At 67.5% G+C, this 15957-nt stretch carries 11 protein-coding genes; 2 read left to right on the top strand and 9 right to left on the bottom strand.

Annotated elements, in window-relative coordinates; translation table 11 throughout:
* Nucleotides 1-468 precede the first annotated feature (468 nt).
* Nucleotides 469-1557, top strand: coding sequence for a DUF5694 domain-containing protein (locus ACMZPQ_RS02780; RefSeq protein ID WP_197581601.1), 1089 nt, complete (start codon nucleotides 469-471; stop codon nucleotides 1555-1557).
* A gap of 62 nt (nucleotides 1558-1619) precedes the next feature.
* The gene (locus ACMZPQ_RS02775) at nucleotides 1620-1910 is read left to right on the top strand and encodes a putative quinol monooxygenase (protein WP_197581599.1); all 291 of its coding nucleotides are present in this window, start codon (nucleotides 1620-1622) and stop codon (nucleotides 1908-1910) included.
* On the opposite strand, the gene ACMZPQ_RS02770 is transcribed toward ACMZPQ_RS02775, so the two are convergent.
* The 9 genes from ACMZPQ_RS02770 to ACMZPQ_RS02730 form a co-directional block, all read right to left on the bottom strand.
* Nucleotides 1852-2139, bottom strand: a complete 288-nt coding sequence (locus tag ACMZPQ_RS02770) for a hypothetical protein (RefSeq protein WP_197581597.1) — start codon at nucleotides 2137-2139, stop codon at nucleotides 1852-1854. The two genes, ACMZPQ_RS02775 and ACMZPQ_RS02770, sit on opposite strands and share 59 nt — an antisense overlap.
* 76 nt (nucleotides 2140-2215) lie before the next feature.
* Complete coding sequence (locus ACMZPQ_RS02765) at nucleotides 2216-3610, bottom strand: efflux transporter outer membrane subunit (protein ID WP_197581595.1); 1395 nt, start codon at nucleotides 3608-3610, stop codon at nucleotides 2216-2218.
* A complete protein-coding gene (locus tag ACMZPQ_RS02760; RefSeq protein WP_197581594.1) occupies nucleotides 3597-4760 on the bottom strand; it encodes an efflux RND transporter periplasmic adaptor subunit in 1164 nt (387 codons plus the stop codon). The genes ACMZPQ_RS02765 and ACMZPQ_RS02760 overlap by 14 nt, the downstream gene beginning before the upstream one ends.
* Nucleotides 4753-7971: an efflux RND transporter permease subunit gene (locus tag ACMZPQ_RS02755; protein WP_197581592.1), complete on the bottom strand. Its 3219-nt coding sequence runs from the start codon at nucleotides 7969-7971 to the stop codon at nucleotides 4753-4755. The genes ACMZPQ_RS02760 and ACMZPQ_RS02755 overlap by 8 nt, the downstream gene beginning before the upstream one ends.
* Nucleotides 7972-8350: 379 nt before the next feature.
* Nucleotides 8351-9730 carry a sensor histidine kinase gene (locus ACMZPQ_RS02750; protein WP_197581591.1) on the bottom strand — a complete coding sequence of 460 codons (1380 nt, stop codon included), beginning with the start codon at nucleotides 9728-9730 and terminating at the stop codon, nucleotides 8351-8353.
* On the bottom strand, nucleotides 9708-10391 hold the full coding sequence (locus ACMZPQ_RS02745) for a winged helix-turn-helix domain-containing protein (RefSeq protein ID WP_197581590.1): 684 nt from the start codon (nucleotides 10389-10391) through the stop codon (nucleotides 9708-9710). Before ACMZPQ_RS02745 ends, ACMZPQ_RS02750 begins: the two co-directional genes overlap by 23 nt.
* Before the next feature lie 96 nt (nucleotides 10392-10487).
* Nucleotides 10488-12671, bottom strand: coding sequence for a PAS domain S-box protein (locus ACMZPQ_RS02740; protein WP_197581588.1), 2184 nt, complete (start codon nucleotides 12669-12671; stop codon nucleotides 10488-10490).
* Nucleotides 12672-12879: 208 nt separating this feature from the next.
* On the bottom strand, nucleotides 12880-15267 hold the full coding sequence (locus tag ACMZPQ_RS02735) for a Tex family protein (protein WP_197581586.1): 2388 nt from the start codon (nucleotides 15265-15267) through the stop codon (nucleotides 12880-12882).
* Nucleotides 15268-15474: 207 nt separating this feature from the next.
* Nucleotides 15475-15690 (bottom strand): hypothetical protein, encoded by a 216-nt coding sequence (locus ACMZPQ_RS02730; protein WP_006374014.1) that lies wholly within the window; start codon nucleotides 15688-15690, stop codon nucleotides 15475-15477.
* Nucleotides 15691-15957: the final 267 nt, after the last annotated feature.

Genomic DNA, 15957 nt, shown 5'->3' with positions numbered 1-15957 from the left:
GACGGGCGGGATGCCCGGCGGCAACTTCAGTTGCTAAGGACTACAGGTGCCGGCTGGCACCCCTCGAGCGGCTGGCAAGAACGTCTGGTGCGGGTGCGATCTGCATCTGGGAGCAGCGGAACACACAGCGCGGGCCGCCCATCGGGGGCAGCCTGGGGTCCTGCAGCGGGTGACTGGAGCGGGATCCAGAGGGGATATCGGCGATGCCATCGACGGCTTTAGCAGGATTCCGCGACGTCCGTCGCAACTTGCGGTGCTGGCGCCGGGATGCGGTAGATGATCGCGACCTACTTCACATTCTGCTCACGCGCAACGGTAACGCCACCCAGCGATTCCGCCAGGCGTCGGCTGGGCGCGTTCTGCTGGGCCACCGGGTAGCGGTTTGCATGACCAACGGGAGATCCCGCAGCAGATGAAAACGGCCAGCATGCAGCGATCTGCAGGATTGTTCACTGACATGGAGATCGTATGTTCGCTCGCTTGGGCAGCCTCATCATCCTCAGCCTGTGCAGCACCGGCGTTCTGGCCGCCGAGGCCGGCTATCGACCCGCCTTCCAGCCGGACCAGCTGAAGGGGCCGCCCCCGGGCCGCCCGAACGAAGTGCTGGTGCTCGGCACCCCCCATCTTTCCGGGCTGCCGAAAACCTTTACTCCGGAGCTGTTGGAGCCCCTGCTGAAGCGCCTGCAGGCCTGGCAACCGACCGCCATCGCCGTGGAAAACCTATCCGGCCTGCAGTGCGACTTCATGCGTCGCAACCCCACCCGCTACGCCGACAGTGTCGAGACCTACTGTATCGACCCGGCACCGGCGCAGGCCGCAACCGGCCTGGACGTTCCCCACGCCAACGCCGAGATGGAACGCCTGCTCGCACAGTGGCCGAAGGACCCCACGCCCGCGCAGCGCCGTCGCCTGGCCGCCGTGTTCCTGGCCGCCGGCGAGAATGGCTCGGCCGTGGTGCAATGGCTGCGCCTGCCCAAGGACGAACGTCGCGCCGCCGACAGCCTCACACCGGAGCTGGTGCAGTTCCTCGACAAGCGCATGGCCAAGCGTGACGAGGTGGGCATGATCGCCGGCGTACTCGCCGCGCGCCTGGGCCTGGAGCGCTTGTGGTCGGTCGATGACCACACGGGCGATGCCCCCATTCCGAAGGCGCAGGAAAAGGCCTACGGTGCGGCCCTGCGGGCAGCCTGGGACAACCCGGCAAGTGCGGCACGGTTCGCCGCGGACGAGCCGCTGGAGGCCAACCTGGGCAAGCCCGATGGCCTGCTTGCGCTCTATCGCAACTACAACGCCCCGGAAACGGCGATGACCGTCTACAACAGCGACTTCGGCGCCAACCTGGTCGAACCGTCACCCGAGGCCTTCGGCCGCAACTACGTCGGCTATTGGGAAACCCGCAACCTGCGCATGGTCGCCAACATGCGCGACGTGCTGGGCCAGCACCCCGGCAGCCGCATGCTGACCATCGTCGGTGCCTCGCACAAGGGCTACTACGAGGCCTACCTCAACCAGATGCACGATGTGCAGTTGGTTTCGGCGGACGAAGTATTGCGCTGACGGTGGATGGTGCCGGCCCTACGCCGGCACTATCCTGCAGGGCCCACGCCGCAGGTACCGACATGCTCAAGGTGATCGCCGAGGATTTCATCCATCCCGATGCCGTGGAAGCCGTGCTTCCGTTCTACCGGGAGCTGGTCGCGTGCACGCAGCGCGAGCCGCTCTGCCTCGGCTATGAACTGTTCGTCGACCAGAAGGATCCAGGGCACTTCGTCTTCATCGAGCTATGGCCGGACCGCGCCGCACTCGACCTCCACTGCGCCAGCGAACATTTCCAGCGCCTGGTGCCGCAGATCAATGCCTTCCAGCGTGCGCCCTGCCGGTTCGTGCTGATGGATGGCGCACCACTGTAGTACCCGCATCGCGGCGCCCTCCTCGCCACAGCACCACGCTGGCCGCCACCGTGCACGACAGCGTCAGCACCAGCAACGCCACCACGCCCCCGTGCAGCACCGGCAGCACGGCCTGGGCGAGGCGGTCGTCACGCAGCTGTTCCAGGCGCAGCCCGCCAGCCAGTGCCAGGCACCAGCCGATCATTGCCGGGGCGTACGCGGCGACGGCATTCCGATTCCAGGTGATCATCCGGTGCTCTCTTGTGCGGGAGGAGGTGGCGATTGTTCCGCCCCTCCCTCTCACAGGCTGAGACCCGTTCCAACCACTATCGCGACCAGCCTCCGCCCAGCGCCGCCATCAGCGCCGCGCTGGCCTGCAGCTGGCGACTCTGGATGTCCTGCAGTCCGAGCTGGGCCTGGCGGGCATCGGTCTGCGCGCTGACCACATCCAGGTAACTGACCGCACCGCCGGTGTAGCGGTCATGCGCGATCTGCTCCGCACGCCGCGCGGCCTGCACGGCCTCCTGCTCGTGGCCGCGCTGGGTATCGAGCTGGCGCAGCAGGGTCAGCTGGTCTTCGACCTGGCGGATCGCCGCCAGCACGGTGGCGCGGTACTGTGCCGACGCAGCGTCGAACTCCGCATAGGCTTCGGCCTTGGCCGCCTTGCGCCGGCCGCCATCGAACACCGGCAATGCAGCCAACGGACCCAGCGCCCAGTAGCGGTTGCCCGCGTCGAGCAGCGCGCTGCCACCCGACGTCTGGCCACCCAGCAGCCCGCTCAGACTGAGCTGCGGGAACCATGCGGCGCGTGCCACGCCGATGCCCGCATTGGCGGCGAACACCCGGCGCTCAGCAGCGGCGATATCCGGACGTCGCTGCAGCAGGCTGCTGGGCAGATCGGCTGGCACCGATGGCAGTGCCGGCAGACCCGCGTCGGCGATGACGAAGCCGGTGGCCGGCGCGCCGACCAGTTCGGCAATGGCATGCCGCAGCAGTTCATGGCGGCCATCGAGCGCATCCAGATCGGCCTGCGCGCTGGCCAGCTGATGTTGCGCGCGCGATACATCCAGTTGCGAAGCGATCTCGCCACGGAAACGGTCTTCGGTCAGCGCCAACGCCTGCCGGTAATCCTCGATGCTGCCGCGCAGGATCGCCTGCTGGGCTTCGGCGCCGCGCAGCTGCAGATAGAGCCCGGCCAACTGCTGCGACAGGCTCAGCCGTGCAGCGGCAAGGTCATCGCCACTGGCTTCGGCGCGTGCCTTGCCCGCGGCAGCCGCGTTGCGCAGGCGGCCCCACAGATCCAGGTCGAACGACAGCGAGAACGTGGCGGTATTGCTGTCATAGATGGCCGGCTGGGTGGCGCTGCGCAGCGGCTTGTCATCGGACTGCCGCTGGCGCACCGGGCCAGTACTGAAGCCGACCTGCGGCGCCCGCGCCGATGCCACTTCACCCGCCGTGGCGCGTGCCGCATCGTAGTGCGCCACGGCCAACGACAGGCTTGGGTTGGCCGCACTCAACTGTTGTTGCAGCTGGTCCAGCACCGGATCCTGGAAGGCCCGCCACCAGGCCTGTGGCAGCGCCGAGTGGATGGCGGCTGTTTCGGCATGTTCATAGGTGGCAGGCATCGCCACTACCGGCGTTTGGTAGGCCGGCGCCAACGAGCAGCCTCCCAGCAGCAGGCCCATCACCGCCAGCGTCGCTGTGCGCTCAACCGCGGGCATGCGCAGGCTCCGTAGTGCCGGCCACCACACGTACATGATCACCCTCGCGCAAAGCATCCGGCGGATTGGGGATGACCCGGTCCCCGGCCTTCAGGCCACGGTCGACGCGCAGCGTGCTGCCCAGGTCACTGGCGATATGGATGTCGCGCAGGTGCACGATGTCCTTGCTGCCGACCACCGCCACCTGGGTGCCCTTGGCCCGGAAAATCAACACCTCTGCCGGCACGCTCACCCCAGTTCCCCCGCCCTGCAGCGGCAGCGTCACTTCCGCGTAGCTGCCGGGCAGCAGTGCGCCATCGGCATTGTCGACCACGAACTGTGCCAGCAGGGTGCCGGAACTGCGGTCGATCGCGCTGGAGTCTCCCTGCAGGGTGGCGGTGAAATGGCGCCCTTCCTGGCCCGGTACCTGCAAGGTTGCCTGCAGCCCGGGACGGATGCTGGCCGCGCTGTTCTGCGGTACCGGCACCATCAGGCGCAGGCGTCGGGTATCGGCGATGTTGAACAACTCGCGCCCGCTGTCATCGGCGCGGATCAACTGGCCGACGTCGGTCTGTCGCGAGGTGACCGTGCCATCGAACGGCGCACGCAGGGTGCGGTAACGACCGAGCTCCTGCAGCCGCGCGTAGTCGGCCTGCGCTGCTTCCACGCTCGCCTGTGCGGCCACCGCATTGGCCTGCTTCTCGTCGGCTTCCTGGCGCGATACCGAATGGCTGCCGAGCATGCCCTGCCAGCGCTCGGCGCTGACCTTGGCCAGCGCCGCGTCGGCCTGCACCTGCAGCAGATGGGCATGCGCCTGCGCGATCTGCTGGTCCAGCTCCGGGCTGTCGATCACCGCCAGCACCTGCCCCGCCTTCACCGGCTGGCCGATGTCGGCGCTCCACGACTTCAGGTAGCCACCCACGCGCGCGTGGATCGGTGCTTCGGTCCAGGCACTCAGGTGCGATGGCAGCGTCATCGTGCCCGCGGTGCCCTGCGCCCCCGCGGTGACCACCTGCACCGACGGCACCGCCTGGCGCTCGGTCCACTCGACCACGGCGTGTGCCTGCTGCGCGCGCAGGGCCAGGCCACCGGCAACGAGGATGACCACCACGGCGGCGGCCAGGACCAGAGGACGGCGCAGCGAACGCTGCGGCAGCGAAGACTCAGACATGCAGGGGTTCTCCGGCAGGAGCAGTACGGGTTTTACGGGAATGGGCCAATGCGAACACCACCGGCACGAACAGCAGCGTGGCGCAGGTGGCCAACAGCAGGCCGCCGATCACCGCGCGGCCCAGCGGCGCATTCTGTTCGGTGGACAGTGCGGTCGGCAGCATGCCCAGGATCATCGCCAGCGCGGTCATGCAGACTGGGCGGAAGCGGGTGAAACCCCCTTCCAGTGCGGCCTTGACCGCGTCGCCGTGCTCGGCCAGGCGTTCGCGGCAGAAACTGACCACCAGGATCGAGTTGGCCGTGGCCACGCCCATGCACAGGATGGCACCGGTCAATGCCGGCACCGACAACGTGGTGTGGGTCAGGAACAGCATCCAGACCACGCCGGCCAGGCCCGCCGGCAGCGCGGTGATGATCACGAACGGGTCGGTCCAGGACTGGAAGTTGATGACGATCAGCAAATAGATCAGCACGATCGCGGCCAGCAGGCCATAGCCGAGGCCGCTGAAGGCCACATGCAGCGCATCGATCTGGCCGTGCAGGCCTACCTCGGTGCCGCGTGGGCGCTGGCTGGCCATGCCGTCGATGACCTTCTGCACATCGGTGGCCACGGCGCCGAGATCGCGGCCCTGCACGCTGGCATATACGTCCAGCGTGGGTTGCACGTTGTAATGGGTGACCACCGCCGAACTGGAACCGCGCCGGATCTCGGCCAGGCCACCCAACACCTGCGGCGTGCCGCTGCTGCCGGTCACCGGCAGCGCCTGCAGTGCGGCCAGGCTGTCCATGCGGTACTGCGGCGTGGCGGCGACCACGCTGTAGGAAATGCCGTTCTTTGGGCTCAACCAGAACGTCGGTGCCACCTGTCCGCTACCGGCCAGCGACGCCACCATGCTGTTGGTGACATCGCGCTCGGTGATGCCCAGCCCGTTGGCGCGAAGCCGATCGACATCCACCTTCAGGGTCGGATAGCCATCGGGCTGCTGCAGGCGCAGGTCGACCAGGCCCGGCACGTGGCGCAGGCGGCGCTGCAGTTCCTGCGCATAGGCGCGGTTGCCGGCGGCATCGGGCCCGGCAATGCGCACGTCCAGCGGCGCAGGGGAGCCGAAGTTGAGGATCTGGCTGCTGGTGTCGGCCGGCAGGAACGCAACGCTGACGCCCGGGAAAGCCGTCGGCAGCACCTCCCGCAGGCGCCGCGCGTATTCGGCGGCATCGCCGTGACCCGGTTTCAGCGAGACCTGGATGTCACCATCCTGCGGACCGATGGTGCCACTGGCGCTGTAGGCCATGTTGATGCCGGTCATCGGCAGCCCCAGGTTGTCGACGATGGCATCGATCTCCTGCGGGGGAATCTCCTGGCGGATGCGCGCTTCGATGCGATCAAAGGCCGCGGCGGTTTCCTCGATGCGCGTACCCAAGGGCAGGCGCACATGCAGCGACAGCGCACTGGCTTCGGTGGCCGGGAAGAAGTCCTGCCCCAGCGTCGGCAGCAATGCAAAGGACACCAGTACGCAGGCCATGAAGCCCAGCAGGAAGCGGCCACGGTGCGCCAGCGCCAGGCCCAGCAGCGCGTGGTAGCGGTCACGGGTAGCGGAGAACCCGGCTTCGAAGCGCTGCTGCCAACGCACCAGCGTGGCCGTGAAGCGCGCGCGGCGGTGCTGCGGATGATCGCCTTCATGATGGTTGAGGAAGGCATCTTCGGGATGGTGCCCTTCCCCGCCCTCCACCCGGTGTGGGCGCAACAGGTACAGCGCCATGGTCGGCACCAGCGTGCGCGACAGCACGAACGAGCTGGCCATGGCGAAGATCACCGCCAGCGCCATCGGCCGGAACAGGTAGCCGGCAATGCCGTCGAGCAGGAACATCGGCACGAACACGATGCAGATGCACAGCAGCGACACGAACGCCGGGCCGACGATCTGCGCGGCGCCATCGAGGATCGCCTCGCGCACGCCCTTGCCCTGCTCCAGGTGCCAGTTGACGTTCTCGATGGTGACCGTCGCATCGTCGACCAGGATGCCCACGGCCAGTGCCAGGCCACCCAGGGTCATCACATTGAGCGTCTGCCCCGCAGCCGACAGCAGCGCGATGGCCGACAGCACCGCCAACGGGATCGAGGCGGCGATGATCACGGTCGAGCGCCAGCTGCCGAGGAACACCAGGATCATCACGCTGGTCAGCAGCGCAGCGATGATGCCCTCGCGGGCGACGCTGCTGATCGATTCACGCACGAAGGTGGAGGCATCACCCAGCAGCGAGATCTTCAGCGACGGTGGCAGCGACTCGCCGATCTGCGGCAGCATCGCGCGGATGCGGCTGACCAGGGTCAGGGTGGAGGCATCGCCATTCTTCAGCGCGGCCATCAGCACCGAGTGCCCGCCGTTGACCCGCACGATGTTGGTCTGCGGCGGCGAGCCATCGCGCACATGGGCGACCTGGCCGATGGTGACCACCGCGCCGTTGACGGTGCGGATCGGCAGATCATTCAGCGCTTCGATCTCGCTGGGGCTGTTGTTGAGCAGCACGGTGAATTCGTTGCTGCCCAGCTTGGCGGTACCGACCGGGGTGATCTGGTTCTGCGCGGCCAGCGCGTTGCCCACGTCCTGTGCCGACAGACCCTTGGCCGCCATTGCCTGCGGGTCCAGGTCGAGGGTGATCTGGCGCTGCTTGCCACCATAGGGCGCGGGAATGGCCAGGCCAGGAATCGAGGTCAACGGTGGACGCACGGTGTTCTGCGCCAGGTCGCGGATCTGCGATTCGCCCAGGGTCGGGCTGGAGAACGCCATCTGCAGCACCGGCACGGTGGAAGCGCTGTAGTTGAGGATCAGCGGCGGCGTCATGCCGGCCGGCATCTGCTTGACGATGGTCTGCGAGATGGCGGTGATCTGCGCATTGGCGGTGCGGATGTCCACGCCGGGCTGGAAGAACACCTTGACCACGCCCATGCCGGCCAGCGACTGCGATTCGATGTGCTCGATGTCGTTGACGGTGGTGCTGAGCGCACGCTCGTAGGGCGAGATCACCCGCCCGGCCATCGCATCCGGCGACAGGCCGGTGTACTGCCAGACCACGGCGATGACCGGGATGCCGATATCGGGAAACACATCGGTGGGGGTACGCAATGCGCTGAGCGGACCGACGATGCAGATGAAAATGGCCATCACCACGAAGGTGTAAGGCTTGTTGAGCGCGGTCCTGACCAACCCGAGCATGCGGCTCTCCGACGGTGCCACTGCCCACCGCGGGCAGCGCAGGCGGGAAGTATCGGCGCTGGCAGCTAAAACAAAGCTGTGCCGCAGATGAAACATATTTCATGAAGGGGCTGGGTTCGGCAGGGCTGCGCCCTGCACCTGCCGTAGTGCCGGCCGCTGGCCGGCAACAGCAAAAGCAAAAGCTGCTGTCCGTGGCTGTTGGTGGGTGTCGACCTGGGTCGACACATCTTCCAGATATCGAATGATTCATCCACGCATGGCGTGGATCTACCGTGTCGACCAAGGTCGACACCCACCAGAGCAGAATGCCGGCTTTTGAAGTTGACGTTGACGTTGCTTCGGCAGGTGCAGGGCTGCAAGCCCTGCAGAAAAACACCCCCTACAGCACCTGCGGCCGGCACAGCAGGCTGAAGCGCGCGCCGCCCAGCGAGGACGAGGTCACCTGCAGGCGGAATCCATGCAGGCCCGCAATCGCTGCCACGATCGACAGTCCCAGCCCGAAACCACCGCCCTTGCTGGCCTCCGCCCGATGGAAACGCTGGAACACCAGGCTGCGCTCCGTCTCGGGTATGCCCGGCCCGGAATCCTCCACCGCAATGCAGGTCGCACCGTCTTCCCCCCGCGCCGACAGCTGCACGCGGCCGCCCTCCGGTGCGAACCGGATCGCGTTGTCTAGCAGGTTGCCGATCGCTTCGAACAACAGGCCACGATCGCCCATCACGCCCGGCAGATCGGCCGCCAGCTCCAGCAGCAGCACCTGCCCCTTTTCCTCGGCCAGCGGTGCATAGAAGGCGTGGATCTCCTGCAGCAGCGTGTCCGGCGCAAGCATGCTGAATCCGGAACGTCGCTGATGGTCTTCCAGCTCGGAAATCCGCAGCAGCGCACGGAAGCGTGCCATCAAGGTGTCGGTCTCCTCCAGCACCTGCTCCAGCGGCAACGACTGCGGGTCACCGTCGGCCACCTGCTGGCGCATGCGATACAGCTGCGCTCGCACCCGCGTCAGAGGCGTGCGCAGATCGTGGGCGATGTTGTCACACACCCCTTTGACCTCGGTCATCAGCTGCTCGATGCGATCAAGCATCGCGTTGACGATGGCCGCCAGCATGTCCAGTTCATCGCGGCGGTTGGACAGCGGTAGACGCTGGCCCAGGTTGCCGGCAACGATTCCGGCGGTCGCCTGCTCGATCGCCTGGATGCGCCGCAGCGGACGCTGCCGCAGCAGGTGCCAGCCCAGCAGCCCGGGCAGCAGGGTCAACGACACACCCCACAACAAGGCATCGAGGATCAGGTGATTGACCTCGTTCAGCGGCCCGCTGTAACGCACCAGCACCAGGATGCGGCCGTCGCGGGTCGGCATCGCCAGGCCGAAGCCACGCTTGCCGCGCGCGTAGGCATCGGTGATCGGCAGGCCGGAGACCGGATGCGCGCTGCCATCAAGCGGCAGCTGCGCTGGCAACGACTTCAACATGCCCGCCAACGGCTCTCCATCGGGCGTGAACAACCCATAGGCATCGATGCCGTGCAGGTCGTAGCGGCGATTCTCGCGCAGCGCTGCGGTCAACCCATCGCCGGTGAAATGCTCGAACAGGTGCGCGCGTTGCAGCACCGCCGACTGTGCCAGCTCGTCCAGGTACAGCGACACCCGCCAGTACAGCACGCCCAGCAGCGCGCACGACCAGGCCACGAACAGCAGGCTGTACAGGCCCAGCAGGCGGCTGCTGGACGAGCGCCAGCCGTCAGACAGTTTCGCTGAGGACATAGCCGCTGCCACGCACGGTACGGATCAGTGACGGTGCCTCTGCGTGGTCCAGCTTGCGCCGCAGGCGGCCGATGTGGACGTCGATCAGGTTGGTGCCGGGGTCGAAGTGATAGCCCCACACTTCCTCGAACAGCATCATCCGGGTCAGTACCTGGCCGGCATTGCGCATCAGGTACTCCAGCAGCTTGAACTCGGTGGGCAGCAGGCTCAGGCTGCGGCCGCCGCGATGGGCGGTGCGCGCCAGCAGGTCCAGCTGCAGATCGCCCACGCGCAATACGGTCTCGTTGCTGGCCGGGCGCTGGCGACGGCGCAACAGCACTTCCACCCGCGCGGCCATCTCATCGGAGGCGAACGGCTTGGTCAGGTAGTCATCACCGCCAGCGCGCAGGCCACGCACGCGCTCGTCCACGTCCGACAGCGCGCTGAGCATCAGCACCGGCGTATCAATGCCGATCCGGCGCAGCGTGGTGACGATGGCCAGGCCGTCCAGCCCCGGCAGCATGCGATCCAGCGTGATCGCGTCGTAATCGCCGCTGGCCGCGCGCACCAGGCCTTCGCGGCCATCAGCCACCCAATCCACCTGCAGGCCATGGCTGCCCAGTTCCGCCACGATCTCCTGGGCAGTGATGGCGTCATCCTCAATGGTCAATACGCGCGACATGGGCACCACGGAAGTCCAGGCTGGCCCATGCTCGCCAAATCGGCCGGCGCGGGCAAATGAAACATCCTTCATCCGCGCCCGTGGGTGCGGACCGGTTCAGCCCGTTTCGCCGTCGTCAGCCGGCAGCTCGGACAACTCGCCCTGCACCTGTACGTTGTTGCGGCCCATCGCCTTGGCCCGGTAGCACTGCGCATCGGCCGCGGCCACCGCCTGGTCCACGCTCATGCCGCCGGCCAGCGGCGCAATGCCGATGCTGGCGCCGATCCGCAGCCGGCCCTGGTCCCACGGAATCGACAGCGAGGCCAGGGTGTGCAGCAGTTCGCCACCGATGCGCGCAGCGCGGCGCGGCGTGCAGCCGGGCAGGATCACCGCGAATTCATCGCCACCCAGCCGTGCCACCACATCCGAGTCGCGCACGCCATGGCGCAGCACGCTGGCCACCGCCCACAGCACGGCGTCTCCGGCCAGGTGGCCCCAGGTATCGTTGATCGGCTTGAAACGGTCCAGGTCGATGAACATCAGCGACGCGGCCTGGCCAGTGCGTTCCACACGGGTGATCGCCTGCTGCAGGTGCACCTCGAAACCACGGCGGTTGCCCAGTTCGGTCAACGGATCGATCTCGGCCAGGTGCCGCGCCTCGCGCTGGCGCGCACGCTGCTGGGTATCGTCGCGCAGCACCCACACCGCACCGCGCACATGGCCTTCGTCATCACGCAGCCAGGCCCGGGTCAGATCCACCGGCACCGTGGCGGTACCCAGCCGCAGCAGCAGGTCGGCATGCAGGTCCACCGCATTGCTTTCCGGGTCCAGCAACACCGACACATCCAGCAGCGAACCCGGCGCGTACTCGGTTGTCAGCGCCAGCACGTCCTGCACCTTGTGCCCGGCCAGCGACAGCGCGCCATCACCGGCCAGCGTGCGTACCGCCGCCGCGTTGGCATACTCGATGCGGCCCTCCAGGCTGACGCTGAGTACCAGGTCGGCCACCGCGTCCAGGGTGATGCGGCTGCGCTGCTCGCTCTCGAACAGGCGCTGCTCACTGCTGCGCTGGGCCGTGATGTCCTGGATCTGCGACACGAAATGCAGCGGTTCGCCGTGTTCGTTGCGTACCAGCGATACCGACAAACGCGCCCATATGGTGCGGCCGTCGCGGTCGAGATAGCGCTTTTCAAGATGGTACTGGCTGCGCCGACCGGCCAGCAGGTCCTGCACCAGGGCCAGGTCGGTCTGCAGGTCATCGGCGTGGGTCAGACGCTGGAAATCCACCTGCAGCAACTCTTCGCGCGGGTAGCCCAGGATCCGGCACAGCGCGTCGTTGACGTCCAGCCAGCGCCCCTCCAGCGATACCAACGCCATGCCCAGCGCCGCCGAAGTGAACGCACCGGCAAATTTTTCCGCCGACAGGCGGGCCTCGGCGCGGGCCTGCAGGATCTCGGTGATGTCCAGGGCCATGCCGACATAGCCGATGCGCGCACCGTCGGCGCCGTCCATGCGGCTGATCGACAGGCGCACCTGGCGCGGCTGGCCATCCTTGCGCAGCAACGTCCACTGCCGCGAATAGGTCTGGCCATCGGCTCGCGCACTGAGCGCTTCGAACACGCCCGGCAGCCGGCCCTCGGCATCGGCCAGTGGCTGCAGCCAGGCGCGCAGTTCGTCCGGATCGTGGAACGCATCCAGGCAGCGCTGGCCGACCACCTCCTCGGCGCTGTAGCCCAGCAGCCGCTGGGCACCGGTGTTGAACAGGGTGATGGTGCCATCGGTATCGGTGGCGATCACCGCCACTTCATCAGAGGCATCGACCACGGACTGCAAGCGCTGGCGGGTCTCGGCCGCATCGTGGCGGGCCTGCTGCAGTTCGGTCACATCGGCGTGCGCGCCGGCCATCCACAGCGGGCGGCCCTGCCCGTCCCACTCGAAGACCCGGCCCCGGTCCTGGATCCAGATCCACTGGCCGTTCTTGTGCCGCATGCGCAACAGGCACGCATAGTTGTCGCTGCGACCGGCGAAATGATCCTCCAGTGCGGCATCGGACAACGCGATGTCATCGGGATGCACCAGTTTCAGGAACGTCTGCTGGCAGATCGGCTCCAGCTCTTCCAGCCGGTAGCCCACGATCTCGGCCCAGCGCGCATTGACCCGCATCTGGCCGGTCTGCACGTTCCACTCCCAGGTCCCGGCGGCGGTGCCGTCGATGATCATCGCCAGCCGGCGACGCTCTTCGGCCAGCTCCTGCAGGCGGCGTTCCAGCAACCCGCTGCCGTTGTTTCCCTGGCCCGCCATCAACCCGTACCCCGGCCCGCGCAGGCATGCATCTGCCGCAGCGATGCGCTGCAGCGTGCAACGAAGACGGCGGGTCGTGCTGGCGTCATGGCCCTCCCCAGCGACAGCGGGGGCGGCCTGACGCCTCCCCTCAAGCGCAAGTGTGCGCAATCGCGGGGAAAATCGACACCCCCCCGCCACGGCTCAACCGTGACGGGGGGCACGAACCTCAGCTGCGCTTGGCGCGGGCGAAGGCCTCGGCCAAGGCATTGTTGGCCGGCGCCGCCGACGGGCCGGGGCGGCCGCCATTGCCTTGGCCCCGGTTCGGCCCACGGTTCGGGCCACCTGCGTCACGGCGCGGCCCCTGGCCCGGGCTGCGCTCGTCGCGCTGGCCGGGGCGGCTGGTGGCCTGGCCCGGGGTATCGTCCAGGCGCCGGGTCAGCGCGATGCGCTTGCGCGCCACGTCCACCTCCAGCACCTTCACCTTGACGATATCGCCGGCCTTGACCACGTCGCGCGGGTCTTTCACGAAGGTATCGGACAGCGCCGAGATGTGGATCAGGCCATCCTGGTGCACGCCGATATCGACAAAGGCACCGAACGCCGCCACGTTGCTGACCACGCCTTCCAGCACCATGCCTTCGCGCAGATCCTTGATGTCCTCCACGCCCTCGGCAAAGCGCGCGGCCTTGAACTCCGGGCGCGGGTCACGGCCCGGCTTTTCCAGCTCCTTGAGGATGTCGCGCACGGTCGGCACGCCGAACGTCCCGTCGGTGAACTGCTCGGCCTTCAGGCCGCGCAGGAAGCTGCCGTCACCGATCAGCGCCTTGATCGGGCGTGCGGTGCTGGCCACGATGCGCTCCACCACCGGGTAGGCTTCCGGGTGCACCGCCGACGCATCCAGCGGCTGGTCACCATCGGCGATGCGCAGGAAGCCCGCGCACTGCTCGAAGGTCTTTTCACCCAGGCGCGCGACCTTCAACAGGTCCTTGCGACGCTTGAACGGGCCGTTGTCGTCACGATGGCGGACGATGTTCTCGGCCACTGTCGCCGACAGCCCCGACACACGCGACAGCAGCGCGGCCGAGGCAGTGTTCACGTACACGCCGACCGCGTTCACGCAGTCCTCCACGCGCGCATCCAGCGCCCGCGCCAGGCGGTACTGGTCGACGTCGTGCTGGTACTGGCCGACACCGATCGCCTTCGGTTCGATCTTCACCAGTTCGGCCAGCGGGTCCTGCAGGCGGCGCGCGATCGATACCGCACCGCGCAGCGACACGTCCAGGCCCGGAAACTCCTTGGCCGCGAATTCGGAGGCCGAGTACACCGACGCGCCGGCCTCGCTGACCACCACCTTCTGCAGCTTCGGGTTGGCGACCGCCGTGATCGCTTCACCAGCCAGCTTGTCGGTCTCGCGGCTGGCGGTGCCGTTGCCGATCGCGATCAGCTCTACGTTGTGCTTGGCGCACAGCTGCTTGATCGTCTGCAGCGACTGCTCCCACTGCCGGCGCGGCTCGTGCGGGTAGATGGTGTCGGTGGCCACCAGCTTGCCGGTGGCGTCGACCACGGCGATCTTGCAGCCGGTGCGGATGCCCGGGTCCAGGCCGAGCACGGTCTTCGCGCCGGCCGGTGCGGCCAGCAGCAGATCCTTCAGGTTGTCACCGAACACCGCGATGGCTTCAGCCTCGGCCTTCTCGCGGGCCTGGTTGAACAGGTCCAGCAGCAGATGCGTGTGCAGCTTGGCGCGCCAGGTCAGGCGACAGGCGTCCAGCAGCCAACGGTCGGCGGCACGGCCCTCGTCGGCGATGCCGGCCTTGCGCGCCACGCGCCCCTCGGCGTACTGATGGCCGGCCTCGGCCTCGCTGCCCGGGTCCAGCTCCAGGAACAGGATTTCCTCGCGTCGCGCACGGAACAGTGCCAGCAGCCGGTGTGAGGGAATCTTCGCCAGTGCCTCGGCATGCTCGAAATAGTCGCGGTACTTGGCGCCCTCGGTTTCCTTGCCCTCGGCCACGCGGGCACGGATCACCCCGGTTTCGCCCAGCCACATGCGCAGTTCGCCCACCAGCGCGGCGTCTTCGCCCCAGCGCTCCATCAGGATCGCGCGCGCGCCTTCCAGCGCGGCCTTGGTGTCGGCCACGCCCTTGTCGGTATCGACGAAGCCGGCCGCAAAAGCCTGCGGATCCAGCCTCGGGTCGGCCAGCAGGCCATCCGCCAGCGGCTCCAGCCCCGCCTCGCGGGCGATCTGCGCGCGGGTGCGGCGCTTGGGCTTGTACGGCAGGTACAGATCCTCCAGCCGGCTCTTGGTATCGGCGGCGAGAATGTCGTTGCGCAGTTCATCGCTGAGCTTGCCCTGCTCGCCGATGCTGGCCAGCACCGCGGCGCGCCGGTCTTCCAGTTCGCGCAGGTAGGTCAGGCGCACTTCCAGGTTGCGCAGCTGGGTGTCATCCAGGCCGCCGGTCACTTCCTTGCGGTAGCGCGCGATGAACGGAACGCTGGCGCCCTCGTCGAGCAGGCCGACGGCGGCACGTACCTGGGCGGACTGGGCACCGATCTCATCGGCGATGGTCTGGGCGATCTGCTGGGCGAGCGCGCTCTGGGCGTTCTTGGCGTCGTGCATTGCTTCAGGTCTGTGCCGCGTTACGGGAAGACCTCATTCTGGCAACCGACGACGGAGCCGGACAAGGCATTGACAGGGGGCGAGGTTCAGCGGCGGGCCCGGAGTGGACGCCGGCATCCTGGCGGAGAGAGGGCTCGGACGGGCCCTGGGCTGGGATGCCGGCGCGGGCGCACGATGGTGGGCGCGCCCTGCCGCGTAGTGCGAAGGTCAGCGGTAGTGGCGGGCGGCTCGCTGCATGACGATCTCGTCACGCATGCTTTCCAGGGCCATCAGGCGGACCTTGCCGACACCCTGCAGTTCCATGAACCGCTCCGTGTAGAACTCCGGCCCCAGCGCAGTGTCGGCGCGGGATTTGCTGAAGCCGTAGGGCACCACGCCCTTCTCGCCATCCTTGCTACCACCGACATAGAGAACGATTGCCATGTGATGTATTCCTCCAAATTGCTACTGCGTACTGCACTCGATGAGCGATGCTGCGAGCTCATCGAGGGAGAGCTTACCGCGTCGAACCTGACTGGAACGTCACGAAGGCTAATGACGATCGGTTGCATGCAGATGACTGCGGGATCGCAGCAGAATGCTTACGGATCTTTAACTTCCGGCTAACGAATCCCGGGCATTCCTGCCAACGGCGCAGCCCCTCGTGGCTGGGTCGCGAAATGCGCTTCATGTGATTGGATCGGTCGGGGT

This window comes from Stenotrophomonas maltophilia, assembly GCF_047497515.2.
Lineage (GTDB): Bacteria > Pseudomonadota > Gammaproteobacteria > Xanthomonadales > Xanthomonadaceae > Stenotrophomonas.
This window is presented reverse-complemented; position numbering and strand designations above follow the sequence as displayed.

What these genes read in the sequence shown, in the direction of transcription:
- ACMZPQ_RS02770 (WP_197581597.1), bottom strand. Translation starts at nt 2,139, where the DNA reads ATGATCACCTGGAATCGGAATGCCGTCGCCGCGTACGCCCCGGCAATG.
- ACMZPQ_RS02760 (WP_197581594.1), bottom strand. Translation starts at nt 4,760, where the DNA reads ATGTCTGAGTCTTCGCTGCCGCAGCGTTCGCTGCGCCGTCCTCTGGTC.
- ACMZPQ_RS02735 (WP_197581586.1), bottom strand. Translation starts at nt 15,267, where the DNA reads ATGCACGACGCCAAGAACGCCCAGAGCGCGCTCGCCCAGCAGATCGCC.
- ACMZPQ_RS02775 (WP_197581599.1), top strand. Translation starts at nt 1,620, where the DNA reads ATGCTCAAGGTGATCGCCGAGGATTTCATCCATCCCGATGCCGTGGAA.
- ACMZPQ_RS02740 (WP_197581588.1), bottom strand. Translation starts at nt 12,671, where the DNA reads ATGGCGGGCCAGGGAAACAACGGCAGCGGGTTGCTGGAACGCCGCCTG.
- ACMZPQ_RS02745 (WP_197581590.1), bottom strand. Translation starts at nt 10,391, where the DNA reads ATGTCGCGCGTATTGACCATTGAGGATGACGCCATCACTGCCCAGGAG.
- ACMZPQ_RS02765 (WP_197581595.1), bottom strand. Translation starts at nt 3,610, where the DNA reads ATGCCCGCGGTTGAGCGCACAGCGACGCTGGCGGTGATGGGCCTGCTG.
- ACMZPQ_RS02750 (WP_197581591.1), bottom strand. Translation starts at nt 9,730, where the DNA reads ATGTCCTCAGCGAAACTGTCTGACGGCTGGCGCTCGTCCAGCAGCCGC.
- ACMZPQ_RS02780 (WP_197581601.1), top strand. Translation starts at nt 469, where the DNA reads ATGTTCGCTCGCTTGGGCAGCCTCATCATCCTCAGCCTGTGCAGCACC.
- ACMZPQ_RS02755 (WP_197581592.1), bottom strand. Translation starts at nt 7,971, where the DNA reads ATGCTCGGGTTGGTCAGGACCGCGCTCAACAAGCCTTACACCTTCGTG.
- ACMZPQ_RS02730 (WP_006374014.1), bottom strand. Translation starts at nt 15,690, where the DNA reads ATGGCAATCGTTCTCTATGTCGGTGGTAGCAAGGATGGCGAGAAGGGC.